The sequence below is a fragment of the Catellatospora sp. TT07R-123 genome, assembly GCF_018327705.1.
Classification (GTDB): Bacteria; Actinomycetota; Actinomycetes; order Mycobacteriales; family Micromonosporaceae; genus Catellatospora.
In genome coordinates this window covers 1,514,687-1,540,132 of sequence record NZ_BNEM01000001.1, presented here as the reverse complement: position 1 = coordinate 1,540,132, position 25,446 = coordinate 1,514,687, and the positions used below count along the sequence as shown (strand labels likewise).

Annotated in this window: 23 protein-coding genes; 10 read left to right on the top strand and 13 right to left on the bottom strand. The window is 72.1% G+C overall.

Translation table 11 applies throughout. From position 1 onward, the window contains the following. Positions 1 to 73: 73 nt before the first annotated feature. Together Cs7R123_RS06450 and Cs7R123_RS06445 are read right to left on the bottom strand one after the other, a co-directional pair. Positions 74 to 3,688: a glycoside hydrolase family 2 TIM barrel-domain containing protein gene (locus Cs7R123_RS06450; RefSeq protein WP_212824220.1), complete on the bottom strand. Its 3,615-nt coding sequence runs from the start codon at positions 3,686 to 3,688 to the stop codon at positions 74 to 76. Positions 3,689 to 3,804: 116 nt separating this feature from the next. Next, positions 3,805 to 4,992, bottom strand: a complete 1,188-nt coding sequence (locus Cs7R123_RS06445; RefSeq protein WP_212824218.1) for an RtcB family protein — start codon at positions 4,990 to 4,992, stop codon at positions 3,805 to 3,807. A 250-nt stretch (positions 4,993 to 5,242) separates the two neighbouring features. On the opposite strand from Cs7R123_RS06445, the gene Cs7R123_RS06440 reads away from it, so the two are divergent. Next, positions 5,243 to 6,199 (top strand): sensor histidine kinase, encoded by a 957-nt coding sequence (locus Cs7R123_RS06440; RefSeq protein WP_212824216.1) that lies wholly within the window; start codon positions 5,243 to 5,245, stop codon positions 6,197 to 6,199. 6 nt (positions 6,200 to 6,205) lie between these two features. Here Cs7R123_RS06440 and Cs7R123_RS06435 read toward each other — a convergent pair whose 3' ends face one another. Next, positions 6,206 to 6,442, bottom strand: coding sequence for a hypothetical protein (locus Cs7R123_RS06435; RefSeq protein ID WP_212824214.1), 237 nt, complete (start codon positions 6,440 to 6,442; stop codon positions 6,206 to 6,208). 186 nt (positions 6,443 to 6,628) lie between these two features. On the opposite strand from Cs7R123_RS06435, the gene Cs7R123_RS06430 reads away from it, so the two are divergent. Together Cs7R123_RS06430 and Cs7R123_RS06425 are read left to right on the top strand one after the other, a co-directional pair. Beyond that, positions 6,629 to 6,967 (top strand): STAS domain-containing protein, encoded by a 339-nt coding sequence (locus Cs7R123_RS06430; RefSeq protein WP_212824212.1) that lies wholly within the window; start codon positions 6,629 to 6,631, stop codon positions 6,965 to 6,967. Between the two features lie 115 nt (positions 6,968 to 7,082). Continuing rightward, on the top strand, positions 7,083 to 7,481 hold the full coding sequence (locus Cs7R123_RS06425; RefSeq protein WP_212824210.1) for a hypothetical protein: 399 nt from the start codon (positions 7,083 to 7,085) through the stop codon (positions 7,479 to 7,481). 54 nt (positions 7,482 to 7,535) lie between these two features. Here the strand turns inward: Cs7R123_RS06425 and Cs7R123_RS06420 are convergent, their stop codons facing one another. Genes Cs7R123_RS06420 through Cs7R123_RS06410 form a run of 3 tightly spaced genes read right to left on the bottom strand, consistent with a single transcriptional unit; the run spans position 7,536 to position 9,594 of the window. Continuing rightward, positions 7,536 to 7,910: a hypothetical protein gene (locus Cs7R123_RS06420; RefSeq protein WP_212824208.1), complete on the bottom strand. Its 375-nt coding sequence runs from the start codon at positions 7,908 to 7,910 to the stop codon at positions 7,536 to 7,538. Further along, entirely contained in the window at positions 7,903 to 8,331 is a 429-nt protein-coding gene (locus tag Cs7R123_RS06415; RefSeq protein WP_212824206.1) for a YbaB/EbfC family nucleoid-associated protein, read from the bottom strand. Before Cs7R123_RS06415 ends, Cs7R123_RS06420 begins: the two co-directional genes overlap by 8 nt. Positions 8,332 to 8,334: 3 nt before the next feature. Continuing rightward, positions 8,335 to 9,594 carry an SUKH-3 domain-containing protein gene (locus Cs7R123_RS06410; protein WP_212824204.1) on the bottom strand — a complete coding sequence of 420 codons (1,260 nt, stop codon included), beginning with the start codon at positions 9,592 to 9,594 and terminating at the stop codon, positions 8,335 to 8,337. Positions 9,595 to 9,742: 148 nt separating this feature from the next. Between Cs7R123_RS06410 and Cs7R123_RS06405 the strand changes: the two genes are divergently transcribed. Genes Cs7R123_RS06405 through Cs7R123_RS06395 form a run of 3 tightly spaced genes read left to right on the top strand, consistent with a single transcriptional unit; the run spans position 9,743 to position 14,561 of the window. After that, on the top strand, positions 9,743 to 13,651 hold the full coding sequence (locus Cs7R123_RS06405) for a toxin glutamine deamidase domain-containing protein (protein ID WP_212824202.1): 3,909 nt from the start codon (positions 9,743 to 9,745) through the stop codon (positions 13,649 to 13,651). A gap of 8 nt (positions 13,652 to 13,659) precedes the next feature. Further along, a complete protein-coding gene (locus Cs7R123_RS06400; protein ID WP_212824200.1) occupies positions 13,660 to 14,145 on the top strand; it encodes a DUF6301 family protein in 486 nt (161 codons plus the stop codon). Next, a complete protein-coding gene (locus Cs7R123_RS06395) occupies positions 14,142 to 14,561 on the top strand; it encodes a hypothetical protein (protein WP_212824198.1) in 420 nt (139 codons plus the stop codon). Before Cs7R123_RS06400 ends, Cs7R123_RS06395 begins: the two co-directional genes overlap by 4 nt. A 141-nt stretch (positions 14,562 to 14,702) precedes the next feature. On the opposite strand, the gene Cs7R123_RS06390 is transcribed toward Cs7R123_RS06395, so the two are convergent. Together Cs7R123_RS06390 and Cs7R123_RS06385 are read right to left on the bottom strand one after the other, a co-directional pair. Then, a complete protein-coding gene (locus Cs7R123_RS06390) occupies positions 14,703 to 15,542 on the bottom strand; it encodes an ABC transporter permease subunit (protein ID WP_212824196.1) in 840 nt (279 codons plus the stop codon). Then, positions 15,539 to 16,456, bottom strand: a complete 918-nt coding sequence (locus Cs7R123_RS06385) for an ABC transporter ATP-binding protein (protein ID WP_212824194.1) — start codon at positions 16,454 to 16,456, stop codon at positions 15,539 to 15,541. The genes Cs7R123_RS06390 and Cs7R123_RS06385 overlap by 4 nt, the downstream gene beginning before the upstream one ends. 160 nt (positions 16,457 to 16,616) lie before the next feature. Here Cs7R123_RS06385 and Cs7R123_RS06380 point away from each other — a divergent pair, with 160 nt between their 5' ends. Beyond that, on the top strand, positions 16,617 to 18,266 hold the full coding sequence (locus Cs7R123_RS06380; protein ID WP_244871648.1) for an RICIN domain-containing protein: 1,650 nt from the start codon (positions 16,617 to 16,619) through the stop codon (positions 18,264 to 18,266). A gap of 211 nt (positions 18,267 to 18,477) precedes the next feature. Next, on the top strand, positions 18,478 to 19,623 hold the full coding sequence (locus tag Cs7R123_RS06375; RefSeq protein ID WP_212824192.1) for a low temperature requirement protein A: 1,146 nt from the start codon (positions 18,478 to 18,480) through the stop codon (positions 19,621 to 19,623). Here the strand turns inward: Cs7R123_RS06375 and Cs7R123_RS06370 are convergent. Genes Cs7R123_RS06370 through Cs7R123_RS06360 form a run of 3 tightly spaced genes read right to left on the bottom strand, consistent with a single transcriptional unit; the run spans position 19,617 to position 22,288 of the window. Further along, on the bottom strand, positions 19,617 to 20,270 hold the full coding sequence (locus Cs7R123_RS06370) for a hypothetical protein (protein WP_212824190.1): 654 nt from the start codon (positions 20,268 to 20,270) through the stop codon (positions 19,617 to 19,619). The genes Cs7R123_RS06375 and Cs7R123_RS06370 overlap by 7 nt on opposite strands. Positions 20,271 to 20,300: 30 nt before the next feature. Beyond that, entirely contained in the window at positions 20,301 to 21,869 is a 1,569-nt protein-coding gene (locus Cs7R123_RS06365; protein ID WP_212824188.1) for a multicopper oxidase family protein, read from the bottom strand. Beyond that, the gene (locus Cs7R123_RS06360) at positions 21,866 to 22,288 is read right to left on the bottom strand and encodes a hypothetical protein (RefSeq protein ID WP_212824186.1); all 423 of its coding nucleotides are present in this window, start codon (positions 22,286 to 22,288) and stop codon (positions 21,866 to 21,868) included. The genes Cs7R123_RS06365 and Cs7R123_RS06360 overlap by 4 nt, the downstream gene beginning before the upstream one ends. A gap of 100 nt (positions 22,289 to 22,388) precedes the next feature. Between Cs7R123_RS06360 and Cs7R123_RS06355 the strand changes: the two genes are divergently transcribed. Both Cs7R123_RS06355 and Cs7R123_RS06350 read left to right on the top strand, forming a co-directional pair. Beyond that, positions 22,389 to 22,829 carry a MarR family winged helix-turn-helix transcriptional regulator gene (locus Cs7R123_RS06355; protein WP_212824184.1) on the top strand — a complete coding sequence of 147 codons (441 nt, stop codon included), beginning with the start codon at positions 22,389 to 22,391 and terminating at the stop codon, positions 22,827 to 22,829. 477 nt (positions 22,830 to 23,306) lie between these two features. Next, on the top strand, positions 23,307 to 23,456 hold the full coding sequence (locus tag Cs7R123_RS06350; RefSeq protein WP_212824182.1) for a hypothetical protein: 150 nt from the start codon (positions 23,307 to 23,309) through the stop codon (positions 23,454 to 23,456). Positions 23,457 to 23,568: 112 nt separating this feature from the next. On the opposite strand, the gene Cs7R123_RS06345 is transcribed toward Cs7R123_RS06350, so the two are convergent. Both Cs7R123_RS06345 and Cs7R123_RS06340 read right to left on the bottom strand, forming a co-directional pair. Further along, positions 23,569 to 24,237 carry a response regulator transcription factor gene (locus tag Cs7R123_RS06345; protein WP_308442873.1) on the bottom strand — a complete coding sequence of 223 codons (669 nt, stop codon included), beginning with the start codon at positions 24,235 to 24,237 and terminating at the stop codon, positions 23,569 to 23,571. Next, complete coding sequence (locus tag Cs7R123_RS06340; protein WP_212824178.1) at positions 24,230 to 25,384, bottom strand: sensor histidine kinase; 1,155 nt, start codon at positions 25,382 to 25,384, stop codon at positions 24,230 to 24,232. Before Cs7R123_RS06340 ends, Cs7R123_RS06345 begins: the two co-directional genes overlap by 8 nt. Positions 25,385 to 25,446 lie beyond the last annotated feature (62 nt).

Here is a 25,446-nt window from a genome sequence, read left to right as displayed (position 1 = left end):
GACGGATCTTGGAAAATTGTCCTCTGGATAGGCCAGCGTCAATTTAAAACGGGGTGGGGAGGCGGGGCGGGGGTCAGCCGGTTATGTCGACCCGGTCGGCGACCACGAAGGTGTCGGTCGCCGACGGGCTGGCGGTCGCGGTGACCCGTACCCGCAGCGTGTGCGATCCGGCGGTCAGCACCGGGCTCGTCCACACCAGCAGGTTGCCCTGGCGGGCGCTGCTGTAGAAGTCGACCGCGGTCTCAGCCCCGCCGTCGATCGACACCATGGCGATGCCGTGCCTCGGATCGCGTACGCCGTACAGCCTGATCTGGGTACCGGTGAACGCGACCGTGAACTGGCTGTTCGCGGTGTTGCTCCAGCTGTTGGTGCCCGAGTAGAGGTCGGCGCCGCAGTTGGTGCACGACTGCCAGGTGCCGGTGTAGTTGAACTGGTTCTGCCCGGTGCCGGTGGCCCGGTCGTCGACCGTGGTCGTGCTCACGCCCGAGGTGCGGATCTTCAGATCGGCGATGCTGGCGTACTGCCCGTCGGACGAGCTGAGCACCCGCAGCCGCACGTACCGGCCGGACCTGGCCGTGAACGACACCGTCTGCGCGGCGGTGCTGTTGGCGAGGGTGCCGGTGGCCGCGGCCGAGCCCCAGTTGCTGCCGTCGGCGCTGACATAGAACTCGTACTGGCCGATGCGCCCGTTCGCGCTGTCCTGCCGGGGCAGGTACGTGAACCCGGCGACCGGGTAGCTCGCCCCCAGGTCGAGCTGGAGTTCGTGCGGGAGCGGGTCGATCCCGGTGGACCACCGGGTGTGCCAGAACGTCTTGGTGCTGCCGTCGAACGCGCTGATCGCGGGGCCGGACAGGGTCTGCCCGTCGCCGTTGAAGTCCTGGCTGTCGACGTAGCGGACCGAGTAGCGCGACTGCGGGATCACGTCGGGGCTCGCGGCGACCGGCGCGGACACCACGGTGGGCGCCGCGGCGAGCACCGTGGCCCGGTCCAGGGCCACCGGCCCGTTGCCGACGACCCGTACCCGCAGCGTGTGGCCGCCCTGCGCGAGCGTCGCACTGCTCCACAGGGCGGTGTTGGCCCGGCGGGTGCCGGTGAACGACACCGTCTGCTCGGTGCCGCCGTCGACCGACACCGCGGCCTGCCCGTGGGTGGTGTCGAGGATGCCGTAGAGGACCACCCGGGTGCCGGTGAAGGCGAGGGTGGCGGTGTCGTTGGCGGTGCCGCTCCAGCTGTTGTCCTTGCTGAACGCGTTGGCGTCGCCGCCGTTCTGCCAGCCGGTGCCCGCGTAGTTGAACTGGTTCTGGCCGGTGCCGGTCACCCGGTCGTTGACGTCAACCGGGAACCCGAACGTGTACGCGCCGCTGACCGGCACGATCGGGTCGGTGAACGCCGCCGCGGTGACGGAGGCGGTCGCCGAGGCCAGGCCGGGGGAGGCGGCGGTCGCGGCGATGGTGCCGGTCTGGCCGAGCGCCGTCTTGACGTACACGGCGCCGACGCCGCCCTCCAGCACCAGCGGGCTGCTGCCGACGACGGCGCCGGGGCCGGTGACGCTGAACGTGACGGCCGCGTTGCTGGTCGGCACGACCTGGTTGTTGGCGTCCAGGGCCTTGACCACGACCCGGGTCATGTCGCCGCCGTCGGCCTTGAGCGAGGCGTCGTCGGCGGCCAGGCTGAGCTTCACCGGCGCGCCCGGGGTGTACTGGGTGTCGGTGGCCGCGATCGCCCCGCCGATCCAGCAGTCGGCGCGCAGGCTGCCCGCCGCCCAGGTCACGTTGTCGAACTGGAAGAACGGGTGCGGCAGCGACGTGTACGCGTTGGGGCTGATCCGGCCCTTGGAGACGCCGTTGGCGAACAGCTCCACCTGCTGGCAGTTGCCCGCGACGTACACGGTGGTCGAGGAGCCCTGGGCCCAGTCGTGGGCGATCTGCACGAAGGCGCCGTACTTCGCCGGGTCGCGCTGGGAGGTGAAGGCCGACGCGGCCGGCTTGGCGATGCGGAAGATGTCCGATACGCCGTGGTAGCAGGTGGAGTCGATGCAGCTCTCGGTGTCGAAGGTGGTGTTGTAGTCGAACGCCGCCCAGCCCAGCGCCCCGGCCACGTTCGTACGCGAGGCAGCCTGGTTCTGCACGTTGAGGTGGGTGAGCATGGTGTGGGTGAGCACCTGCTCGGGGTCGTTGCTGCGGTCGGGGTCGGTGTGCCCGACCGACTCGGTGACCAGCCACGGCAGCACCGTCGGGGCGATGGAGCCGCCGGAGAAGTCGTTGAACGTGTAGACGTCCTCCAGCTTCTCGCTGCCGGTGAAGTTGCGCACGCCGCCGGTGGGCCGGGACGGGTCCAGCTGGTGGGCCAGCGCGTTGGTGCGGGTGTAGAAGTTGTGGTTGTCGCCGGACTCGTTGATGCGTACGCCCCACATGATGATCGAGGGGTGGTTGCGGTCGCGGGTCACCATCTCGCGCACGTTCTCCACCGCCACGTCCTGCCAGGCGGTGTCGCCGATGTGCTGCCAGCCCGGGATCTCCTCGAACACCAGCAGGCCGATCTCGTCGGCGCGGTCGAGGAACTCGGGGTCCTGCGGGTAGTGCGAGGTGCGCACGAGGTTGGTGCCCAGCTCGTACTTGAGGATGTCGGCGTCCTTGGCCTGGAGGCGGTTGGGCGCGGCGCGGCCGATGAAGGGGTACGACTCGTGCCGGTCCAGCCCGCGCAGCTTGACCGCGGTGCCGTTGAGGTAGAACTTCCCGTCGGTGGCGTTGAACGCCACCGTGCGCACGCCGATCCGGGTGCGGTGCTCGTCGACCCAGGTGGAGCCGTCGCGGACCTGGGTGTAGACGGTGTACAGGTACGGGTCGTCGACGTCCCAGCGGTGCGGGTCGGCGATCGCCGAGGTGTTGTAGTTGAACTCGAACGCCGAGTTCGCGGCGATGGTCTGGGTGCCGGTGCCGGTGGCGACCACGTTGCCGCCGGTGTCGACGACGCTGGTGACGACGGTGACCGACTTGGACGCGCCACTGTCGTTGCGGACGCTGGTCCGTGCGTTGACCGTGGCGCTGGACGCGCTGACGCTCGGGGTGGTGACGAACGTCCAGTCGGTGTGCAGCGGGTCGGCGACGATCATGTTGACGTCGCGGACGATGCCGCCCCAGACGAAGTAGTCGACCGCGCCGCCCTCCGGGGGCAGGTCGTTGCGGGTCATCGAGTCGACCTTCACGGCGACAACGTTGTCAGCACCGCCCACGGTGACGTACGGCGTGACGTCGACCGTGAACGAGGTGTAGGCGCCGTTGTGCTGGCCGGCGAGGGTGCCGTTGACGTACACCTGCGCGGCCTTGGCCACGCCCTGGAACTCCATCAGCACGCGGCGGCCGCTGTAGCCGCTCGGCAGCGCGAAGTGGCGCCGGTACCAGGAGGCGGGCACCTCGAAGTCCCCTCGGGGGAACCCCTTGTGCGGGTGGGTGCGGAAGTAGGGCAGCGTGACCGGCACGAACGCCGCTTCGCTCAGCCCCACGGCCTGGCCGTTGCCCGCGGGCACGTCGCCCGCGAACAGCCAGTTGGTGTCGAAGTTGAGGACCTGCCGGTTGGACGGCTGCGGGACATAGGGCGCGGCCCAGGACGTCGTCGGCGCGCCGACCAGGGCGATGGTCGCCACCGGTGTCAACAGCGCCAACAGGGCCGCCACTCTTCGCCTGCTCACATGGACTCCCTCGGGGACGGGTAAGGGACTTTGTTCGACCTTGTGTGATCGTGGTCGATCCCGTTCTACCCCGATACATGCCCATGGGTCAATGAAGGCGGCCCTGCGGCCTGCTGTCAGCCCTTCACACAGATGATCTGCTTGAGGCGGGCCTCGATCTTCACCAGGTCGGACTGCTGGGCCATGACCTGGTCTATGTCCTTGTACGCCGACGGGATCTCGTCGACCACGCCGCTGTCCTTGCGGCACTCCACGCCCTTGGTCTGCTCGGCCAGGTCGCGGGCGTTGAACTGGCGCCGCGCCTGCATCCGGCTCATCTTGCGCCCGGCGCCGTGCGAGGCCGACCGCAGCGCCGCGTTGGAGCCGAGCCCGCGCACGATGAACGACGACGCGCCCATCGAACCGGGGATGATGCCCAGCTCGCCGGAGCCCGCCCGGATCGCGCCCTTGCGGGTGACCAGCACCTCCGTGCCGTCGTGCACCTCCTCGGCCACGTAGTTGTGGTGGCAGGAGATCTCCGGCTCGAAGCTCACCTTGCGTACGTGCTTGGCGATGACGCCGCGCAGCAGCGACATCATGACCGCGCGGTTGCGCCGGGCGTACTCCTGCGCCCAGAACAGGTCGTTGCGGTAGGCGTCCATGGTCGGTTCGCCGGTGACGAACACGGCCAGGTCCGGGTCGGGCAGGTCGGCGTTGTGCGGCAGTTCCTTGGCCTTGGCGATGTGGTACTGGGCCAGGTCGTTGCCGATGCCGCGCGAGCCCGAGTGCAGCATCAGCCAGACCCGGTTCTCGGTGTCCAGGCAGATCTCGATGAAGTGGTTGCCGCCGCCGAGCGTGCCGAGCTGCTGCATGACGCGGCCCTTGCGGTGCAGCACGTGCTGGGCGGTCAGGTCGTCGAAGCCGGTCCAGAACCGGTGCCAGCCGCGCAGCCCGGTGTCGAGGTGGTCCACGTCGACCGAGTGCTTGTGCGCGCCCTGGCCGACCGGGATCGCCTTCTCGATGTCGGAGCGCAGCTTCGACAGGTCGTCGGGCAGCTGGTCGGCGCGCAGCGAGGTGAGCTGCGCGGTCATCCCGCAGCCGATGTCGACGCCGACGGCGGCCGGCGACACCGCGCCGCGCATGGCGATGACCGAGCCCACGGTCGCGCCGATGCCGACGTGCACGTCGGGCATCACGGCCACGGCGTGCGTCCATTTCAGGTCGGCGACGTTGCGCAGCTGCGCGAGCGCGCGCTCGTCGACGGTGGCCGGATCGGCCCACAGGCGCAGCGGTGCGCCGGTATCGGTGATCGTTTCGAAAGGCATGTCGTTCCCCCGGTCGGTGCTGCCGAGGAGGAAGTGTGCTCGATCGGCCCCCTCGGCGCGACCCGATATCCACTGTCGCGCGGCCAGGCTGCCCCCGTCCACCCCCGCCCGCACGGCGCGCCGAACGGCGGGGTGCGTGTTAGTTTGATGCCCACGCCCGCCGACGGCGGTCGCGCTGGCGGTGTTCGCAGCGATGCACGGCAAGGGGTTCCCGGATGCTCGATCAGCCCCGGCCCCGGGAGTGCGTGTCATGAGGACCGGCGCTGCCGCGGGCCACCCTGGCTTCTACCACCAGACCGCGTTGTACGGCTCCGACGAGGAGTTCCTCGGGTTCGTGGTGCCGTTCCTGGCCGACGGGCTGGCCGCGGGGGAGACCGTGGTCGCGGCGTTCGCGGGGCGGATGCAGGAGCTCGTGCGCGACGCGCTGGGCAGCGGCAGCGGCGTGCTGTTCCTCGACGGCGACGGGCACTACGGCAAGCCGGCCCAGGCGGTCCGGCGCTACCGCGAGCTGTTCGAGCAGCAGACGGCCGCCGGGGCGGCGCAGATCCGCGTGACCGGGGACGTGCCGCATCCGGGCGTCGGGGTGCCGTGGGAGTGGTGGGCCCGCTACGAGGCGGTCGTCAACCGGGTGTACGACGACTGGCCGGTGTGGGGGCTGTGCCCGTACGACACCCGCACCACCCCGCCCGAGGTGCTCGACCACGTGCTGGCGACCCACCCGCGGCTGGCCACCGCGGACGGCGACCGCGCCAACGGCGCCTACGAGGGACCCGAGCGGTTCCTCGGCCGCCAGCCGGTGGTGTGGCGCGACCCGATCGAGCAGGAGGCGCCGCACCTCATGCTGCGCGACCCGTCGCTGGCGGACACCCGGGCGGCGGTGACCCGGCTGGCGGGGCGGACCGGACTGGCGCCCGACGACGTGGACGCGATGCAGCTGGCCGCCTCGGAGGCGGTCACCAACGCGATGACGCACGGGCGCGGGCAGGTGCAGGTGTGGCTGTGGGCGGCGCCGCGGCGGCTGGTGGTGACGGTGCGCGACCACGGTCGGGGTCCGGCCGACCCGTGCGCGGGGCTCGTCCCGACCGGCGCGGACGTGGGCGGGCTCGGGCTGTGGCTGGCATACCAGGTGTGCAGCTACGTGTCGCAGCAGCGCGACGGGGACACGTTCACGTTGCGGCTGGTGACGGGCGAGCTGCCGCGGATCTGACCGCGGTCACCCCGGGGCGTTGCGGTTGGCCGGGCGCCGCGACCGCCGCCAGCGCCCGGACCGGCCGAGCCGGGGCGCTTGCAGCGTACGCCGCCGCACGCGGTTCACGCCGGTGCGCAGCACCCGTACCCCCGCGGTCACCGTGCGGCGCCCGGAGCCCGCGCGTGCCGCCCGCCACCACCTGCCCAGCAGCATCCCGCACCCTGCCGCGACCGCGACCACCGCCAGTACCAGCCCTGCCACCCGCACCTCCCCTCACCGCACCTGTCCCTGCCCTGCCAACGACAGACGTCGCTGCACGGCGCGGACGGGTTTGCGCGATCGCGTCCCGGCAGGTCAGCGACGTGAGCCGGACGGGCGGGACGAACCGCCGGGACGGGGGAGGGCCAATGCGCCCCGGCGTACAGGCGGACGTGCTACAAAGGCCGCGTGACCGCAGCCGTTCCGCCGCTTCGCCACGACGTCCGCGTGGCCGGGGACAGCGTCACCGCGGTCCTCGCCGGGGAGATCGACTTCGCGTCGGCGCCCGGTCTGCAGGAGTGGCTCGGGGCGCAGATCTCCGCCCATCCCGGTGCCCAGGTCCTGGTCGACCTGGGTGAGGTCGGGTTCATCGACTCGTCGGCCATCCACGTGTTCGTGCGGGCCCGCAAGCTGGCCGACACCGCCGGCGGCGGGCTGCGCCTGGTCAACACCGGCGGCATGGTCCAGCGGGTGCTCCAGGTCGCCGGGGTGTACGCGCACCTGTGCGGCGGCCCGGCCGCCTCCTGACCGGCCGAGCCTGACAGGTCCGTGGCCGGCGGCCGCGTTTACCGCCTCGGCGGTCGGGTATCGGGGAGCCGTTGCCCCGACCTACGACCGCTGCCGACAGGCAGGAGGCGAAACGATGATTCTGCTGGGATTGCTGCTGGTGCTCGGCCTGAGCGGGCTCGCCCTGACGGCCTTTCTCACCAATGACGGCCTGTTCACCACTCCGGTGGGTGCCGTCGAGTTGTTCGGCTACCACGCCGAGCCGACCGTCGGGCAGGTGTTCTCGGTCGGTGCCGCCGCCGGGGCGCTGGTCCTGATCGGTCTGATGATGATGTTCGGCGGTGCGGGCCGCCGTGCCCGCCGCCGCGTGGCGTCGCGCCGCGAGCAGCAGGCGCAGCGCGCCGAGCTGCGCGACCTGCAGCGCCGCCACGACAGCATCCAGTCGGAGCTGGCCGCGAAGCGCTCGGAGGATGCCGCCGACAGCGCGGAGCGTGCCGACGCCGACGCCGAGGCGGAGAAGGTCGCCGTCCGGTAACGGAAACAGCTGGTCAGGACAGGGGAGGGCCCGGCGGGTCCGCCCCTGTCGGCATCACGTCCGGCGTACGTTGGTGCCGGGCTGGCGTACGGACTGGACGGTCGCGTCGCTCTTGACGTCGGCGCCGACGACCTGGGCGATGGCGTTCTGCACGTTGACGCCCAGCGCCTCGACGGCCTTGGCGACCTGCTCCCAGGCTTTGAGCACCTCCTGCTCGTTGACCCGGTAGCCCTTGTTCTGGCCGCCGTCGCCGACCTCGACCTGCTTGCCGATCTTGTCCATGCTCCAGGGCGGCCCGGCCGACAGCGTCTGGATCAGGTGGCCGATGTCGCGGTGCAGGTCGGCGAGGTCCTGCCCGGCGAAGGCGATCTCCTTGCCCGCCCGCACCGCACCGGTCGTGTCGACGACGATCTGGCGCTCGTCAGCCATTGCCGTTCTCCTCTGCGGCCTGCTCGACGGCCTCGTCGGCCCGGCGCAGCAGCGACCCGAAGTCGCCGGTGCGCACGAACTCGGCCGCGCCGGTGTCCGGCGGGATGAACTCGCCGAGCAGCTGCTGCATCTGCTCGGCGGCCTGCGCCGCCGCGGTGTGGGTCAGGCCGGTGATCACCGAACCGAGTTCGCGGGCGGGGTAGCGGCGGTAGGCGTCGTCGTGGATGACCAGCTCCAGCAGCTGGCCCTGCGGGCCGACCTTCACCTGCACCAGGCGGTCCCTGGTCGCGGCCGTGCCGTGCAGGTCCTTCATGCGCGCCTGCAGGGTGCCCAGGCCGCCCCGCAGTCTGGTGTACCGGTCGTACACCTCGTCGAAGCGGGCCATCAGGTCGTCGTTGGCATGCCGGTCAGCGAAACGCACCGCTCAGATCCCTTCCAGTCCGATCAGTTCCAGCGTGCCGTCCTCGCGCACCCGCCGGGGCGCCTGCCCCAGCGTCAGCGCGGTCGCGGCGACGTCGAAACCCTCGCCGTAGCACCATTCGCCGCCCTGGTCGGCGGCGAAGACCCTGCCCGCCGCGTCGACGGCCAGCACCGCGCCGCAGTCGTCGCGCCCGATCGGGAACACGGCCCGGCCGAGCCGGTGCCCCAGGTCGGCCAGCACGGCGCCGACCCCGGCCAACCCCGCATGCCCCACCTGGTACGGCGTGATCCACTCCTTGACGCCGCGGCCGCGCACCGACACCGCCAGCGACGGCCCGAACTCGGCGAACACCTGCCGGGCCGCGGCCAGCGGCGGGAGCCCGGTCTGCTCGGCGATCTGCTCGACCACGGCCTCGGCCAGGTCGAGGCGCTGCGCGGGGTCGGGGAAGGCGCCCCAGCCCCCGGCGTGCAGCGCGGCCGAGACCAGGCCGGGAAAGCGGGTGCCCGCCAGCTCCAGGCGCGGGTCGGGCGCGACCGGATCGGTCAGGCGCAGCAGATCGGGTTCGAGCAGTCCGAAGTCGACCCAGGCGCGCAGGCAGCCGGCGCAGGGCGTGGCCAGGTCGGACTCGTCGACGGCGCCGTCGCGCACCTGCCGCAGCCGCACCCGCGCCCCGGCCAGCCCGGCGCGCGCCTGCTCGGCGGTCAGCCCCGGCCGGCCCGACGCGGCCCGCACGGCGTCGGTGCGCAGCAGCCAGTCCGACAGGACGATCAGCTCGGCGTGGCGGTCCTGGCCCCGCACGGCCATGCCGGTCGGCTGGGCGGCCAGCCACGCGCCGACGAGGCGGTGGTGGGCCGGGGCCCGGTCGACCTTGCTGCCGACCGCGGTGTGCACGCCGCCGTCGGCTGTCTGCAGCACGACGCTGCTGGTGAACGCGCTGTCGCGGCCGCCGGTGCGGCCCAGGCGCGCCACCGCGCCCACCGCCCGCCGGGCCGCGGTCGCCCGCCCCTGCGATCGCCACCGGTCGTGGGCCTGCTCGGCGCCGATGGAGCCGAACGCGACCTCCGCGCCGGTGGCCCGCTCGTACAGGGTCTTCGCGCCGCTGCCGGGCACGGGCGGCTGCCCGTCGGCGGGGGTGGTCCAGACCACGAACGCGTCCGGGAACTCCTGCACCCAGCCGCGCCACGGGCGGCCCGCCGGATCGGTGTACGACCGGGCCAGCCCCGCGGCGACCAGTTCGGCATCGTGCCGGGTGAACGCGCTCACGGCGCGAATCTACCGCGTACGCCCGGGACGCGCCGCACCGCTGCGGATGCCGGACCTGCCCGGGGCGGTCCGGGACTGCGACGGGGCGCCCGTTGCGATAGTTTGCAGGTTCGCGACAGGCGAGGGTGTCCGGTCAGGAGGGTGGCGTATGTCCGTTCTGCCGTCCCCGATTCCGAACCCGATGGAACTGCTGCACGTGCCCAGCGAGGTCCGCCCGCTGCTGGAGTGGGTGATCGGCGCCGACTGGCCCGACGGCAACGAGAAGACCATCTGGGATCTGGCCGACCAGTGGTTCCACGCCGCCGAGAAGGCCGCCACGCCGCTGCACGATGCCGCCGCGCAGGTCACGAACGCCGTCTACGCCACCGGCGGTACGCAGACGCAGCTCGGCGAGGCGATCAAACTGAGCTGGGACAAGCTCGGCGCCACCGAGGAGGCGGCGCTGCCGCAGCTCATCATGATCCTCGGGGTGATGGGCCAGGTCGTCGAGGGCGCGGGGCAGGACATCCAGGCCGCGAAGATCGAGTTCTACATCGAACTGGTCCTGTTCGTCATCGAGGTCATCTCCTTGATCGTCGCCGCGTTCTGCACCTTCGGCGCCGCGTCGGCGGGCATCCCCGCGGTGCAGGTCGCCACGCAGATGACCATCAAGGAGATCGTCAAGAAGCTGCTGAAGAAGCTCGCCGAGAAGGGCATGAAGGAGCTCACCAAGCAGGCGCTCAAGAAGATGATCAAGGAGGGGGCCAAGGAGGCCCTGGAGGAGCTGGTCACCGAGACCGCGATCCAGGGGGCGCAGATCGCCGACGGCCACCGCGACGGCTTCGACGTCACGCAGATCGGCATGTCCGGGGTGGCCGGGTTCGCGGGCGGTTTCGCCGCGGCGGGCGTCGGCCTGTCCATGGGCCCCGGCAACGGCTTCGCCCGTACGCTGCGCAACGACGTGCTCAGCGAGGTCACCGGCGACGTGGCGGGCAACCTGGCCACCGGCAACGTCCCCGGCTGGGACGACGTCGGCATGGCCGCCACCTCCGGCGCCCGCTCCAGCGTGCTCGGGCAGGGCACCCATTCTCTCGACGGGCTCACCAGCAACATCAACACCCAGGTCCAGAACCTGAACACGGCCGTCAACGGCGCCGACGGGTCGCTGTCGGTCGACACCGGCACCGGGCCGGTGCCGACCACCACCACGACCACGTCCGGCAATCCGGTCACGACGGTGAGCACGACCACCGGCAACGGCGGCAACCAGGGCGGACACACCAACACCGGCGGGTCGGCCGACCCGAGCTTCGGTCCGTCGCTGAGCGGCATCGCCCCGGCGACCACCGCCGGGGCCGGGTTCGACGCCACCGGCGCGGGGCCGGTGCGGTTCGACACCGTCGCCGACGCGACCCCGCCGTCGCAGCAGGCCGCCGCGCAGCAGGCCGCGATCCAGCAGAACGCCGCCACGCAGCAGGCCGCCTCGGGCGCACCGAGCCTGAGCCAGACGTCGACCGGGCAGCAGCCCGCCGCCGCACCCGCGCCGGGCACGAGCGGCAGCCAGCCCGGCTCGCCCCCGGCGGGCCGCCCCGCCTCACTGGCCGGACCTTCCGTGAGCACCACCGGCAGCCTGGCCGTTACCACCGGCACGAACCCGAACACCGGCCCTAGCGGCAGCACCGGCGTCAACACCGGCACCGGCACGAATACGAACACCGGCACCGGGACGTCCGCCCATCCCGGGACCTCGTCGCCGAACACGGCCACGAGCCCGGCCAGCACCGCGCCGCATCCGGGCAGCACGTCGCCCACCTCGCCCGGAACGCAGGCCAACCCGGGGAGCACGGGCACGGCGCCGACCGGCTCCACCGCGACGACGCCGGGTGGCCCGGCCTCCACCGACAGCCGTCCGCCGGGCACGAACACCGCGACGCCGGGGCAGGGCGGGCCGCAGTCCCCGGGCTCGGGCCGCGACGGGCATCCGGCGACGACCGGGAACACCGACACGCAGAGCCCCGGCCAGCTGTCCGAACACGACGCCACCCGGATCGCGCGTGCGGCGAAGATCACGGCGGCGATGCAGTGGGTGGCCACGCACCGCGACGCGCTCAGCCCGCACCACCTCGCCGGGCAGCTCGTGGACCTGGCCCGGGTGCGCATCCGCGCCCAGACCGACGTGCAGGCGCTCTACGCCGACCGCCGCACCGGCGACGCCGACCCCGACATCGGCGAGAACATCGTGCACAGCCGCCAGATCCTCAGCGACGCGCTGCAGGACGCGCACGACCGCACCACCCCGGCGCCGGGCGGGCTCGACCCGGCCGCGCAGCCGACCGGCGGGCCGCCCCCGGGGGTGGAGGAGAGCCGCAACTACGGCGACCCCGACGGCCACACCATGCCGACGGCCGCGCAGCAGCGCGACCTGGAGGGGTCGCTGCCGCGGACCGCCGACGGCTCGTTCGCCGCGCACACCGACCCCGAGACGGGGTGGGGTGACGCGTTCGACCCGGTGTCGCCCAGCGACGACCCGACCCGGGCCACCGCCTGCGTCGACCGGGCGCTGTCGTTCGCCTCGACGTACGCGGGCCAGCCGCGCGTGGCCGCCGGCCGTACGCCCACCCCGGACGGCAGCATCCCGCCGCCGCAGCCCGACGGGCACGTACGGATCCAGGACTTCCTGGGCGCGCAGTTCCAGCAGCTGGCCACCGGCCTGTCCGACACCGACCCGCAGCATGCCGCGGACGCGCTCACGGCCGGGTTCGACCGGTTGGAGCAGCAGCTGCTCGGCAACGGCCCCGGCTCGCAGGCGATCGTCTGCTTCTCCCGCCCGGACGGCACCGCCCACGTCGTCAACGTCATCAACCACCAGGGCGAGATCCGCTACTACGACGGCAGCGAGCGGATGGGCCGCCCGCCGTTCACCGGCGGCGTGGTGCAGATGGACGGCGTCGTCGTCGATTCGGACCTGCGGGCCACGCCGATCCCGGACGCCCCGCCCGGCCACTGGGCCGCCGACCCGGGCACGCTCGACGCCCCGGTGCCGGTCGCCCCGGGCTCCAGCACGCCGCCGCCGGCCAACGTGCCGCGCTTCCAGGCCGCCGACCTCCAGGGCACCGGCCAGTACGACTCGATGACGCAGCGCCGCGAGCTGATGCGCGGCGCCGACGGCTACGACCACTTCCCGGGCGACCGCCACGGCACCTACCGCCTGGCCACGGGCCAGCTGCAGAACATCGTCGGCGGCGGTTTCGCCTACGACGACAACAAGCTGCCCCCGCCCGGAGTGGTCGGGGCGGTCCTGCCCGCGCCGACCCCGGTCACCGTCGATCCGGCCACCCCGGAAGGGGCCAGGCTCACGGCCGAGGCCGCGGCGAACCGGCAGCTCCAGCTGGACAAGGACAACCTCTGGACCAGCCGCATCGCGGCGCTGCTGCCCGCGATCCAGGCGGCCGGGTTCGACCCCGACCGCAACGACTTCGGCGCGGAGAGCCAGAACACCGAGCAGTTCCGCGCCACCATGGAAGGGCGGCTGTCCGACGTCGAGTACGCCGAGCTGCTCGCGACGATGGCCGAGTACCGGGCGCTCAGCGACGACCTGGTGCGCTCCAGCGAGCGGCTGGGGCTGTTCGCCGGCGACTACCTGACCGAGCACGTGTACAACGGCAGCCGGCTGGTGACCGGCGGGGTCGACGAGCGGGGGCGCCCGGACAACTTCGACCGCATCCTGGTCGAGGCGGGCGACGTGGGCATCCTCATTCTGGAGGAGAAGGGTGCCGGGGCGAGCCTGGGCACCCGGTGGGTGCCGAACCCCGACCGCCCGACCGGGCCGAAGATCAAGAGCCAGCAGACCTCGCCGGAGTACGTCCACGGCGTGCTGGAGATCGACTACAAGCTCGCGGAGCAGCTGGCCGCCGACCCTGAGCTGGCCCGGCAGATGCAGGAGCTCGCCGAGGCGGGCAAGATCCGCTGCATCGTGGTCCGGGGCAAGGACGACGGCACGATCACGATCCAGGAGGCCGTGCTCGACCCCGACCGGCTCAAGGCCGACAAGATACGCTTGGCCGGCTACCAGGAATAGGAGCAGCAGTGACCCTCGTGCAGCCCATCGCCTCCCCGGTCGTGCGCGACGTGCTGACCACGGTGCGGGACTGGCGCTGGACCTGGTCGTCCGACGAGGTGCCCGCGTTGCTGGCTCAGCTGGGCTGGACCGTGGCCGTGGAGGTCCCCGGCGGGGCGATCCTGGCCGAGCCGCCGTGGGGCGTGCCGGGGCTGAAGCACTCCGTCGCGATGGCCCGCGGCGGCGTGCAGTACGTCGACATCAAGCTCAGCACCCGCGCCCCGGAGCAGTCGGAGCAGACCCTGGCCGACCTCAACGACGCGTTCGTGCAGGTCATCGCGGACGCCACCGCCGTGCTCGGCCCGGCCGACGAGTCCCGGCCCGGCCCGGCCCCGGCGCAGCGCTGGCAGCTGGACAACGGCGTGCTGACCGTCGTGCGCACCTCGTGGACGGTCGGGGCGACCTGGGCCGACGCGCGGTTCGCGCAGGAGCCGCTGACGGCGGGTGCCGCGTGACGGGCTGGGACGGCTTCGCCAAGCGGCTGCGCCAGGATCTGGCCCAGCTGTCGGCCGGGGACACCGTGCTGCTGCGGCACGGCTACCGGATCGTGCAGTTCCAGCAGCTCCCGCGCCTGCTGCGCGCGGAGGTCGTGAGCAACGCGTTCCTGCCGCCCGAGGAGCAGCTGGACCAGGCCCAGCAGGCGCTGCTGACCGCCGACGGGTGGCACGCGCCCGCGGGCCGCAACGACCCGAACTGGTCGTTCGACCTGCCCTGGCCCGCCACCTCGGCACAGTACGACGAGCTGACCGCGCGCCTGGTGACGGCGCTGCGCGACGTGATCGGCGCGGCCGCTCCGGCCGACCTGACGGTCGAGGCGTGGAACGACGGCCCGACCGAGCCCATCCCGCTCGACCTGGCCATCTGCGGCTGAACCGACGCCGGGCCACCGCCCGTGACCGCCACCACCCGTGACCGCCACCACCCGCTTTCCATAGACGTTGGCCTATTACATCGACTTCGATCTCGATTCAGTCGATGTAATAGGCCAACGTCTATCTGAAGGTGCCGCCGGTCAGGACACGTCGCGGGTACGGGTCAGCAGCGTGCCGAGCAGCCCGGTGACCACCGCCCAGGCGAGCAGCACCACCGCCCCGACCCAGTAGTGCGGCTGGTCCGGCAGGTCGGTGCCGCTGGTCATCAGGGTCGACGCCAGGGACGGCATCGCCCACTGGATGTTGTCGACCCAGGGCCAGTCCAGCACGTTGTGCAGCACGGTCACGATGATCGACACCGCGATGGTGCCGACGGTGTAGACGACCATCGCGGTGATGGTGGCACCGATCTGGCTGCGGATCAGCACGCCGATGCCGATGCCGATCAGCGCCCACAGCGCGTACGCCAGGCCGTTGAGCAGGATCGCCCGCACGACCTCCCACTCGCCCAGGGCCGGGGTGATGTCCTCGGCGTTGAGGAAGATCACCGTGGCCGGGATCGTCAGCGCCGTGGTCACCAGCCACAGCACCACGCCGAAGAAGCCGCCGACCGCGGCCTTGGCCAGGATCACCGAGCTGCGGTGCGGGGTGGCCAGGAACGTGGTGGTGGCGGTCTGGTGGTAGAACTCGTTGGTCACCGTGATGATGCCGATGAGCATCACGAACATGAGCCCGAAGTACTGGCCCGAGGTCACCATGTACGAGGTCAGCGCCTTCGGGGCCGTCATCGCGGCCAGCTGCGCGGCCGTCGCGGGGTCCATGCCCTCGGTGCTCTCGGGTGGCGCGTGCAGCACGCCGAAGTGCATGTTCAGCGCGTTGACGGTGAAGGCCAGCACGAGCAGGCCGAGGGCGCCGAGGGAGAACAGCCACCACACGTTGGTGGTGCGGATCTTCAGGAACTCGCTGCGGATGAGCCTCACCGGATCGCCTCCTTGCCTGCCGTGAGGTCGAGGAAGACGCGCTCCAGGTCGGGGCGCTCGGTGACCAGTTCGTGCAGGGCCACCCCGGCGCGCAGCGCGGCGTCGCCGACCTGCTCGGCGGTGACGCCCGACAGCACCAGCGCGCCGTCCTCGCCGGGCGTGCCGGTGATCCCGTCCAGGGCGGCGAGCAGGGCGTCCGGGTGGGGCGTGCGTACGCGCACCGTACCCGCGCTGCCCGCCTGGCCGATCACCTCCTCGACCGTGCCCTGCGCGACCAGCCGGCCCGCGGCGATGATGACGACGTCGTCGGCCAGCAGCTCCATCTCCGACAGCAGGTGGCTGGAGACCAGGACGGTGCGCCCCTCGCCCGCGAGCTTCTGCAGCAGGTCGCGCATCCAGCGGATGCCCTCGGGGTCCAGGCCGTTGGCGGGCTCGTCGAGGATGAGCACCCGCGGGTCGCCGACCATGGCGGCGGCGATGCCCAGGCGCTGGCGCATACCCAGGGAGTAGCCCTTGAACTTGCGGTTCGCGGCCGAGGTCAGCCCGACCAGCTCCAGCGCCTCGTCGGCGCGGGAGGCCGGCAGGCCGGCCGCGGCGCAGACCACCCGCAGGTGGTTGCGTCCGGTACGTCCCTTGTGCGCGCTCGACGCCTCCAATACGGCACCCACGGCGCGCAGCGGATCGGCGAGGTCGGCGTAGCGTGCGCCGCCGATCGTCGCCGCGCCCGCGGTCGGGGTGACCAGGTTCAGAATCATGCGAAGAGTCGTGGTCTTGCCGGCGCCGTTCGGACCGAGGAACCCGGTCACCCGACCGGGCCTGACGGTGAACGAAAGCCCGTCCACGGCCCTGACCTGCTTGTAATGCTTGGTCAAGCCGGAGACGACGATCTCACCAGTGGTGATCTCATTGCCCATCCGGCCAGTGTGGTGGTGCGGGTCAAGTCCGCCATCGGGGATTTCCCTGATAACGGGCCACATGTTCGAAACATTCGCGAAAACTAGGGACGACGTCTTCGCGGCGAAGTTAGCGTGCGTGCACTCGGCGCCGCTCCACTTTCGACTACCCGGAGATGTGATGTCCCGTTCCCTCACCGGCCGCGCATTGGCCGCAGCCGTGGCGGTGGCCACGGCCGCCGCGTTGACGCTGCTGGTCGCGCCGCCCGCCCAGGCGGCCGTCAGCGGTCGCAACCTGCCGGCCAACGGCAAGATCCGCATGTTCATGGGCCAGGACTCCAGCACCCTGGCCGACTACAAGCGCGACGTGCTCGACCCCAGCGCCTCGGTGCCCCGGCCGGGCGGCGTCACGCTGTACACCAACCTGCTGCTCGGCGGCACGCCCGGCCCGCTGGCCGGCTTCTACGGCGCGGTCGACTACGGCTCGGGCACGGTCGACTTCCCGGCGACCCTGAGCCAGTACCCGGGTGCCGCGCTGGCGGTGGGCCTGTACCTGTCGGACGCGACCAGCGGCTGCGGCAACCAGCCGCTGCGGGCCATCATGGGCCGCAACGACGCCGACGTCACCTCGGGCAACCCCAGCCTGATCACCTCGTACCGGGCGAAGGTCGACGAGATGGTCAACTGGCTGAAGAACACCGGCCGCGAGGTCTTCCTGCGCATCGGCTACGAGTACGACGGCCCGTGGAACTGCTACAGCGCGGACTTCTACAAGGCGGCGTTCCAGTACATCAAGGGCCGGATCGACGCCCTCGGCGCGGCGAAGGTCGCCACGGTGTGGCAGTCGGCCGCGTGGCCGATCAATGAGAGCCCGAACAACCCGGAGTACAACTACATCGTCACCGCCGCCAACCACTTCGACGTGTGGTACCCGGGTGACGCGTACGTCGACTGGGTCGCGATGTCGGCGTTCTACGGCGCGACGTACAACCAGGTGCAGTGGAGCTGCAAGACCCCGGCGACCTCGCCGCGGGCGCTGCAGGACCGGGTGCTGTCGTTCGCCCGGTCGCACAGCAAGCCGGTCATGATCGCCGAGGCGTCGCCGCAGGGCTTCACCACCGGCGCCAAGACCTCCAGCTGCATCTTCACCAAGAACCCGCAGCCGACCACCGGCGACAGCATCTGGAACATCTGGTACGCCGACTTCTTCGGCTACATCGCGGCCAACGCCGACGTGATCCGGGCGGTGGCGTACATCAACACCAACTGGGACGCCCAGACCCAGTGGCAGTGCAACGGTGCCCCGGCGGGCCAGCCCGGCTGCGCCAACGGCTACTGGGGCGACTCGCGGGTGCAGGCCGACGCGACGATCAAGAGCCGGTTCATCACCGAGATCGGCAACGGCCGCTGGGTCAACGGCACCGGCACCACCGCGCCGGAGCGCACCATCCGGGGCGTCGGCTCCAACCGCTGCCTGGACGTGTCGGGCGGGCGGACCGCCGACGGCACCAAGGTGCAGCTGTGGGACTGCCTCAACAACGGCGCCCAGAAGTGGCGCGTGGAGTCCGACGGCTCGCTGGTCAACACGAACTCGGGCAAGTGCCTGGACGTCGCGGGCGGCGGCACCGCCAACGGCACGATCGTGCAGCTGTGGACCTGCCTGGGCAACGGTGCGCAGAAGTGGACGGTCAACGGCAACGGCAACATCGTGAACCCGGCGTCGGGCAAGTGCCTGGACGCCGACGGCTGGGGCACCGCCAACGGCACCCAGATGATCATCTGGACCTGCGGCAGTCCGGTCCAGTCCAACCAGAACTGGGTCGTGTCCTGATCCGAGCACGACCCTGAGGCCCGGCCGGGACCGATCCCCGGCCGGGCCTTCCCCCGTCCGCGCCGCCGCGCCTGCGTCCGCGTCTGTGCGTTCGTGCAGTTTCGGGGAAAGTGCACGAATCTTGGGCGGCATTCGTGCAGTTTCCCCGAAACTGCACTCTGATCAGGACGGTGGATCCGCCGGGACACCGCTGGTGAGTATGGTTTCGGGCGTGACGGACCCCTCCCCGGAACTGCGCCGAGCCGACTGGTTCGAGCTCTTCTTCGACCTGGTCTTCGTGGTGACCGTCGCGGTGCTGGCCCACGGCCTGCACGGCGATCCCGGCTGGCGCGACCTCGGCACCTTCCTGGTGCTGTTCTTCCCGGCCTGGTGGGCCTGGGTCAACCTCACCCTCTCGGTCAACCTGTTCGGCTCCGACACCGGCTGGAACCGGACGGTGCTGGTCGCGGCCATGCCCGGTCTGGGGCTGATGGCGGCCGCCGCGCCGGAGGGGCTGGGCGCGCGGGCGTGGGTCTTCGCGCTCGGCGCGGCCTGGGTGCGGGTCGCCGTGTTCGCGCTGTGGTGGCCGCAGGTCGGCCGGTCCCGCTGGGAGTTCCCGGCCTGGCGCCCGATCGTGTACTGCCTGGTGCCGGCCGCGATCTGGGCGGTGTCGGCGTTCGCGGACGGTCCGGGGCGGTTCGCGCTGTGGGGCCTGGCCGTCGCGCTGGAGGTCGCGCTGCTGAGTTTCGGCACCGCCCAGTCACAGCTGATGTACCGCCTGCTGTCGGTCGATCACCTGATCGAGCGGGTCGGCCTGTTCATCGTGATCGTGTTCGGTGAGAGCGTGTTCGCCGTCGTCACCGGGCTCGCCGAACACCTCAGCGGCCCGGCGGCGGCCGCGGCCCTCGGCGCCTTCGTCGTGGTGGCGTTGCTGGCGATCACCTTCTTCCGCTGGAGCACCCCGAGCGCGGAGCGCGGCTTCGCGCGGGCGCAGGCGCTGGGGGCGCGTGCCAACATGCGCGAGGCGGTGCTGTATCTGCCGTTTTTGCTGGTCAGTGCGATCACCGTGCTCGCGGCGGCGCTGGGTACGGCGGTCGCCGAGCCCGACCATCACCTGCCGTCGGGCAGCATGGCCGGGCTGGTCGGCGGCATCGTGGGCTACTACGCGGTCACCGGCGCCATCGCCCAGCGGCTGGGCGAGTCGTGGCGGTCGCTGCTGCGCTGGCTTCCGGCCAGCCTGCTGCTGCCGGCCGCGGTGCTGGTCCCGGCAGGTCTACTGCTGCCCGCCTGGGCCGCGACCCTCACGGCCGCAGCGGTCGTGCTGGCGCTGTTCGCCATGTCGAAGCTCACCGAGGGGAAGGCCGTGCCCGCTCAGTGACCCGGGTAGCCGAGTCGCGCAAGCGCAGCACCGACCTCGGCCAGCCCGACGGCCGGGTTGAGTGCACGCACCATCGTTTCCGTGAGGGGGCACAGCTCCACCACGCATTCGACGGCGGCGCGGTCCGGATCGGCGTCGTACACCGTCTGGGCCAGGTCGAGGTACCAGTCGGTGACGCCGTCGCAGACCGGGCGCAGCAGCCACGAGCCGTCAGCTCCCTCCTCGTCGTCCTCGGCGGGTGAGAGGTCGATGTCTCGGCCTGCCGACCAGCGGTCCGCGCCGTCGAGGCGCCACAACACGAACGTCGCCACGAAGGACTTCGTCCCGGAGTGGAAACGCGGGTCGAGCAGGTACGGGACGAACGCCGTGGGGAGCCCGTCGAGCAGGCCGGGCCAGGTGGCCTGGTGGTACGCCGACATCGACGACTCGTGATAGACGCCCCGGATGAACACGCCTGCGGACGAGAACACGATGTCGTACTCGTCGCCGCAGCCGTCGTCCATCCGCGCCGTGGTCTCGCCGTCGGACTGAGCGAAGGTGAAACGTTCGCCATCTGCCACGACGGCGTCCAGCGCGGCCAGGGCCAGGCAGTGGCGGCGCAGCACGTCGACCGGCGGGAGCGCTGCCGCGATGTCGTATACGTTCATCGCGGCAGCGTAAGGCAGCGCCGGTCCCGGTCAGGAGACGACCATGTTGCCCATCATGGCCATGTCCTCGTGTTCGAGGTTGTGGCAGTGGAAGACGTACCGGCCGGGGTAGCCGTCGAAGCGGGCCGCGATCTCGACCAGCTCCGCCGGGCGCAGGTCGACGGTGTCCTTCCAGCCCAGGTCGTATGGCCCCGGCCCGCCGCCGCCCCGGCGCAGCACCTGGAACGGGGCCAGGTGCAGGTGCACCGGGTGGTGCAGGTCGGAGACCAGCTGCCACACCTCGACGGTGCCCAGCTTCGGCGCCGCGTGGACGGCGCCGGGGCTGAACCCCAGCCCGTTGATCTTCCAGCCCGCGACGTGGTGGCCGACGCTGTTCTCGACGTTGCCCGCCCCGAACCGCATGGTCCGGGTGACCACCGCGTCGGCGGCGCGCAGCGGCGTGATCTGGCTCAGCGTCGCCGGGACCGAGCTCGGGTCCTCGGCCCGCGCGCCGACCCGGAACCGCATGACCTGCCCGGTGCGGCCGCCGCCGAACTCGTTGACGAGCTCGACCAGGGTCCCGGCCGGATACCGGGCGAAGTCGACGACGACGTCGAAGCGCTGCCCCGGCGCCAGCTCGATCGCGTCGTGGGCCACGGGTTCGGCCAGCAGGCCCTGATCGGTGCCGATCTGCACGAAGGCGTCGCCGCCGGGCGGCGCCGGGTGCAGGGCGAGCCGGAACCGGCGCGCGTTGGCGCCGTTGAGCAGCCGCAGCCGGTGGCGCGCCCCGGGCACCTCGGCCTGCGGCCAGGGCGCCCCGTTGACCAGGATCACGTCCCCGAGCACCCCGGCGACGTGGTCGCCGCTGACGCCGGGCTCGGCCAGCAGGGTCGGATCGAGGCTCGGGTAGGCGAACGAGCCGTCGGCGGCGAAGGCCCGGTCGGCCAGCAGCAGCGGCAGGTCCCGGTCGCCGGTGGGCAGCGGCAGGGCCTGCTCCTCGTCGTCGGTGTGCAGGTGGAACCCGGCCAGGCCGCGCCAGACCGCCGGGCCGGTGAAGTCCATCCGGTGGTCGTGGTACCACAGCGTCGCGGCCCGCTGGTCCATCGGATAGATGTAGTCGCGTTCGCCGTGGCGGATGTCGCCGGCGTGGTCGCCGTGCGGGTGCGGCAGGCTGCCGTCCGCGGGCATGACCAGGTCGATCGGGTACCCGTCGTGCTGGGCCGGGGTGCGGCCGCCGTGCAGGTGCACGACTGTGGGCACGGGCAGCTCGTTGCGGTGGCGCACCACGGTGGTGCGGCCGCGCCGCGACCGGATCGTGGGCCCGGGGAAGGTGCCCTGGTAGCCCCAGACGGTGGTGTCGAGGCCGGGCAGGATGCGCACCTTCGCGGCGCGCTGGGTGATCTCGTAGTAGTCGGTGGTGGCGTCGCTGCGGGTCGGCGCGAGCTGCGCGGGTCGCGGCAGAGCCATCGTGTACGGCTCGGGCAGCGCCGCCTCGCTGCGCAGCTGCACGCCGGTGGAGCTGGCCCCGCTCATCCCGGCCAGCCACGGCACCCCGATCGCGGCGGCCGCGCCGGTCACGCCGACGGCGCCCAGCACCCGGCGCCGGGTGTGCCCGCTCATGCCGCGACCTGCGCTTCCTGCCGGACGGGTGCCCCCGGTGCCGCCGCGCGGGCGGGCCGGTAGCGCCAGCTCCAGACGGTCAGGAAGGCCGCGAGCAGGATCACCGACACGCCGAGCGGGATGTGCACCGCGAGCAGGCGGGCGTACCCCATGCCGATCTGGAGTCCGGTGAGCAGGAACAGGCCGGCCGTCGCGAGCATCGGCCACCACGGGCCGCGGCCGGGCCAGCGCAGCAGGATCGCGGCGAACGCGGCGGCGAGCAACGCGAACCCGGCGAACGTGGCGTTGGCGGCATGGGCGGCCAGGGAGGCGTAGATGCCGGACAGGAACTGCCCGGCCAGCACCGCCTGGAGCAGCAGCAGGACGGCGGTGAGGGAGATGAGCAGCCGGTACGGCCACACGGGCCAGCGCGGGGGCACTTAGGGCTCCTGAGGGGTGAGGGAGCGGCTCCCCTAAGGGTTAATCCCTTAAGAGATAATCTCGTTTGAAACTGTTCGGCGCCGACTATAGTAGGCCTCCGTGACCACGCCCATCGGGGATCCCGCCGACTACATCGTCGGGATGCTGCTGCGCCGGGCGCATCGGCGGGCCTCGCGCGTGTTCGGGCAGGCGCTCCAGCCGCTGGGCGTCGAGCCGCCGCACTTCGGCGTGCTGCTCACCGTCGACCGGCTCGGGCCGATCAGCCAGCGCCGCCTCATCGACGAGCTGGGCAGCGACAAGTCGGCCATGGTGCGCATCGTCGACGAGCTGGAGCGCCTCGGCTACGCCCGCCGCCGCCCCGCCGAGGGCGACCGCCGCGCGTACGCCGTCGAGCTGACCCCGGCCGGGCGCCAGGTGCTGGCCGACGGCATCGCGGTGGCCCAGGTGGCCGCCGAGGAGATCCTGACCGGCCTCGACTCCGCCGAGCGCGCCACCCTGAAGTCCCTGCTCCGCCGCATCCTCACCGACCCCGAGCCCTGACCCGTCCGCCGCCTGGGCGGTGAGGTGCAGTTTCGGGGAAAGTGCTGGAATCTTGCCCCGAATTCGTGCAGTTTCCCCGAAACTTCAGCCACCTCCATCCATTGGGGACGGATGCAACCTGGGGTGTAGGTGGGGGTCAATCCGCCGGTAGATGTGAGCTGCGCCGGGGCGGTTCTAGGGTGGGCTGGACGAGGGGAAAGCGGGGGCGTGCGCGGGTTGGTCCGCGCATGCTCCCGCGCAGTCCGGAGCGGCACCGCTCGCCGCGCCGTCCGGGGTGGTCGCGTACGTCGGCCGTACCCATGGGGCAGCCCGCCGTCCGCCGCCGGAGGCTCTGGATCGCCGGCCGTGGACGGCGGGTCTGGGTGGCCGTCGGCTGTCCACCCCGGCCCGCGTCCTATCGGCCCGCGCCGCGACCGGGCGGCGGCGCGGGCCGCGACAAAGCGTCCTGCGGCCCGTATGACGAGGAAGGGACTGCCGATGACCGACGGACTGCTGCTGCGCGGCGGCGAGGGCGAGCTGATGGGTGTTCGTGCGGGCACCGGTCGGTCCGTGCCGCCGCCCGCAGCGGGGCTGCGGTTCGGGCTGACCGGGTGCCCGCACGCCCCCGATCGCCGCCACCACTGGTGACGGCAGGGCTCCATCCTGTCAGGCCGCAACCGTCCGCGCATTGTTCTCAGGAAGGGTGTCCGCCTACAACCAGCGCGGTAGGCGGACTACAACCAGCGCGGTAGGCGACGGGTCACGACCGGGGGCCACCTGGCGTCACCAGGCCCGTCTCGTACGCCACCACCACCGCCTGCGCGCGGCTGGACAGCGACAGCTTCGACATGAGCCGGTTCAGGTGCGTCTTGACCGTGGCCTCGCTGAGGAACAGCTCGCCCGCGATCTCGGCGTTGGACAGCCCGCGCGCCACCAGCCGCAGCACGTCCAGCTCCCGGCTGGTGAGCACGGCCAGATCCGGCGCGACCGTGCCCGCCGCCGACGAGACGACGTGCGCCTCGATCAGCCGCCGCACCACCGAAGGGGTGAACAGCATGTCTCCGCCCGCGATCGCCGTGATCGCCGCGAACAGCCGCTCCGGACTGGTGTCCTTGAGCAGGAACCCGCTGGCCCCGGCACGCAGCGCGGCGTACACGTACTCGTCGAGGTCGAAGGTGGTCAGGATGAGCACCTTCGGCGGCTCGCCCTCGGCGTCGCCCAGGATCTGCTCGGTCGCGGCTATGCCGCTCATACCCGGCATGCGGATGTCCATCAGGATCACGTCGGGCCGCAGGCTCGCGGCCAGGGCCACGGCCTCCTCGCCGCTGGCGGCCTCGCCGACGGCAGACAGCCCCGGCGTCGCCTTGATCATGGCGACCAGGCCTGCCCGGATCAGCACCTGGTCGTCGACGACCAGCACGTCAATCATCATCACGCTCCCGCAACGGCAGAGAAAGCGACACCAGGAAACCCCCCTCGGGGCGCGGACCGGCCGACAGCGTGCCGCCGTAGATCCGGGCCCGCTCGCGCATACCGATCAGGCCGTGCTGAACCGTATCCGGTTCGGACGGCGCAGGCGGCCGCCGCCCGTCGTCGGCGACCAGCACCGTCAGCCGCGACGGCGCCCACCGTACGGTCACCGTCGCCTCCGGCGGGTCGGCGTGCTTGAGCACGTTGGTCAGCGACTCCTGGATCACCCGGTACACGCACAGGCCCAGGCCCGGCGGCAGCGGCAGCTGCTCGCCCTCGACGACCAGCTCCACCGCCGCGCCCGCCGCGCGCACCCGTTCCAGCATCTGCGGCAGCCGGTCCAGGCCCGGCGCGGCGTCGAACGGGGTGTCCTGCGTGGACACCCGCAGCACGGCCAGCATCCGGCGCATCTCGCTCAGCGCCTCGTGCGCCGTCTCCGCGATGACCTCCAGCGACCGGCGGGCGGTGCCCGGGTCGGTCTCCAGGACATACCGGCCGAGCCCGGCCTGCACCGAGATCACCGACATGTGGTGGGCGACGACGTCGTGCAGCTCGCGGGCGATGCGCCCCTGCTCGTGCGACACCGCCTGGTGCGCCCGCTCCTGCTGCTCGCGCCGCAGCCGGGCGGTCAGGTCGGCGAGCTGGCGACTACGTTCGGACAGCCGGTTGGCGTTGTCGCCGAACACCCACCCCACCAGCACCATGAACACCGCGACCAGGGCACCGACCAGCCGTTTCTCATTCGCGACCAGATGCTGCGCGTAGACGAGCAGCGCCATGGCCAGCAGCGCTCCCGGCACGGACAGGCGGCGCGGGCGCAGCTCGGCGACGGTGAACACGGCCAGGGCCAGCGTGAACGTGACGACGGAGTGGTAGTAGCCGATGGCCAGGTAGACGGTGGAGGCGGCGAGGCTGGTCGCCAGCGCGGCGACCGGGGCGGAGGCGCGCACGTACAGCGGCGCGACGTACGCGACGATCAGCACGATGCCGAAGGCGTCGAGCCGCTGCCAGTGGCCGCCGTCGTCCGGCCAGTTCGCGGCGAGGAACAATGCGGCCACCAGCAGCCACGACACCACGATGACATCGCCTATTCGCCGCCAGCGCATCCGCAGAACGTAGCCGGGCGGGACCGCGCTGTCATCAACCCGTGGCGGTTACCCGATACCGC

What these genes read in the sequence shown, in the direction of transcription:
- Cs7R123_RS06445 (WP_212824218.1), bottom strand. Translation starts at nt 4,992, where the DNA reads ATGCCTTTCGAAACGATCACCGATACCGGCGCACCGCTGCGCCTGTGG.
- Cs7R123_RS06440 (WP_212824216.1), top strand. Translation starts at nt 5,243, where the DNA reads ATGAGGACCGGCGCTGCCGCGGGCCACCCTGGCTTCTACCACCAGACC.
- Cs7R123_RS06425 (WP_212824210.1), top strand. Translation starts at nt 7,083, where the DNA reads ATGATTCTGCTGGGATTGCTGCTGGTGCTCGGCCTGAGCGGGCTCGCC.
- Cs7R123_RS06420 (WP_212824208.1), bottom strand. Translation starts at nt 7,910, where the DNA reads ATGGCTGACGAGCGCCAGATCGTCGTCGACACGACCGGTGCGGTGCGG.
- Cs7R123_RS06405 (WP_212824202.1), top strand. Translation starts at nt 9,743, where the DNA reads ATGTCCGTTCTGCCGTCCCCGATTCCGAACCCGATGGAACTGCTGCAC.
- Cs7R123_RS06385 (WP_212824194.1), bottom strand. Translation starts at nt 16,456, where the DNA reads ATGGGCAATGAGATCACCACTGGTGAGATCGTCGTCTCCGGCTTGACC.
- Cs7R123_RS06380 (WP_244871648.1), top strand. Translation starts at nt 16,617, where the DNA reads ATGTCCCGTTCCCTCACCGGCCGCGCATTGGCCGCAGCCGTGGCGGTG.
- Cs7R123_RS06370 (WP_212824190.1), bottom strand. Translation starts at nt 20,270, where the DNA reads ATGAACGTATACGACATCGCGGCAGCGCTCCCGCCGGTCGACGTGCTG.
- Cs7R123_RS06365 (WP_212824188.1), bottom strand. Translation starts at nt 21,869, where the DNA reads ATGAGCGGGCACACCCGGCGCCGGGTGCTGGGCGCCGTCGGCGTGACC.
- Cs7R123_RS06350 (WP_212824182.1), top strand. Translation starts at nt 23,307, where the DNA reads ATGACCGACGGACTGCTGCTGCGCGGCGGCGAGGGCGAGCTGATGGGT.
- Cs7R123_RS06345 (WP_308442873.1), bottom strand. Translation starts at nt 24,237, where the DNA reads ATGATTGACGTGCTGGTCGTCGACGACCAGGTGCTGATCCGGGCAGGC.
- Cs7R123_RS06340 (WP_212824178.1), bottom strand. Translation starts at nt 25,384, where the DNA reads ATGCGCTGGCGGCGAATAGGCGATGTCATCGTGGTGTCGTGGCTGCTG.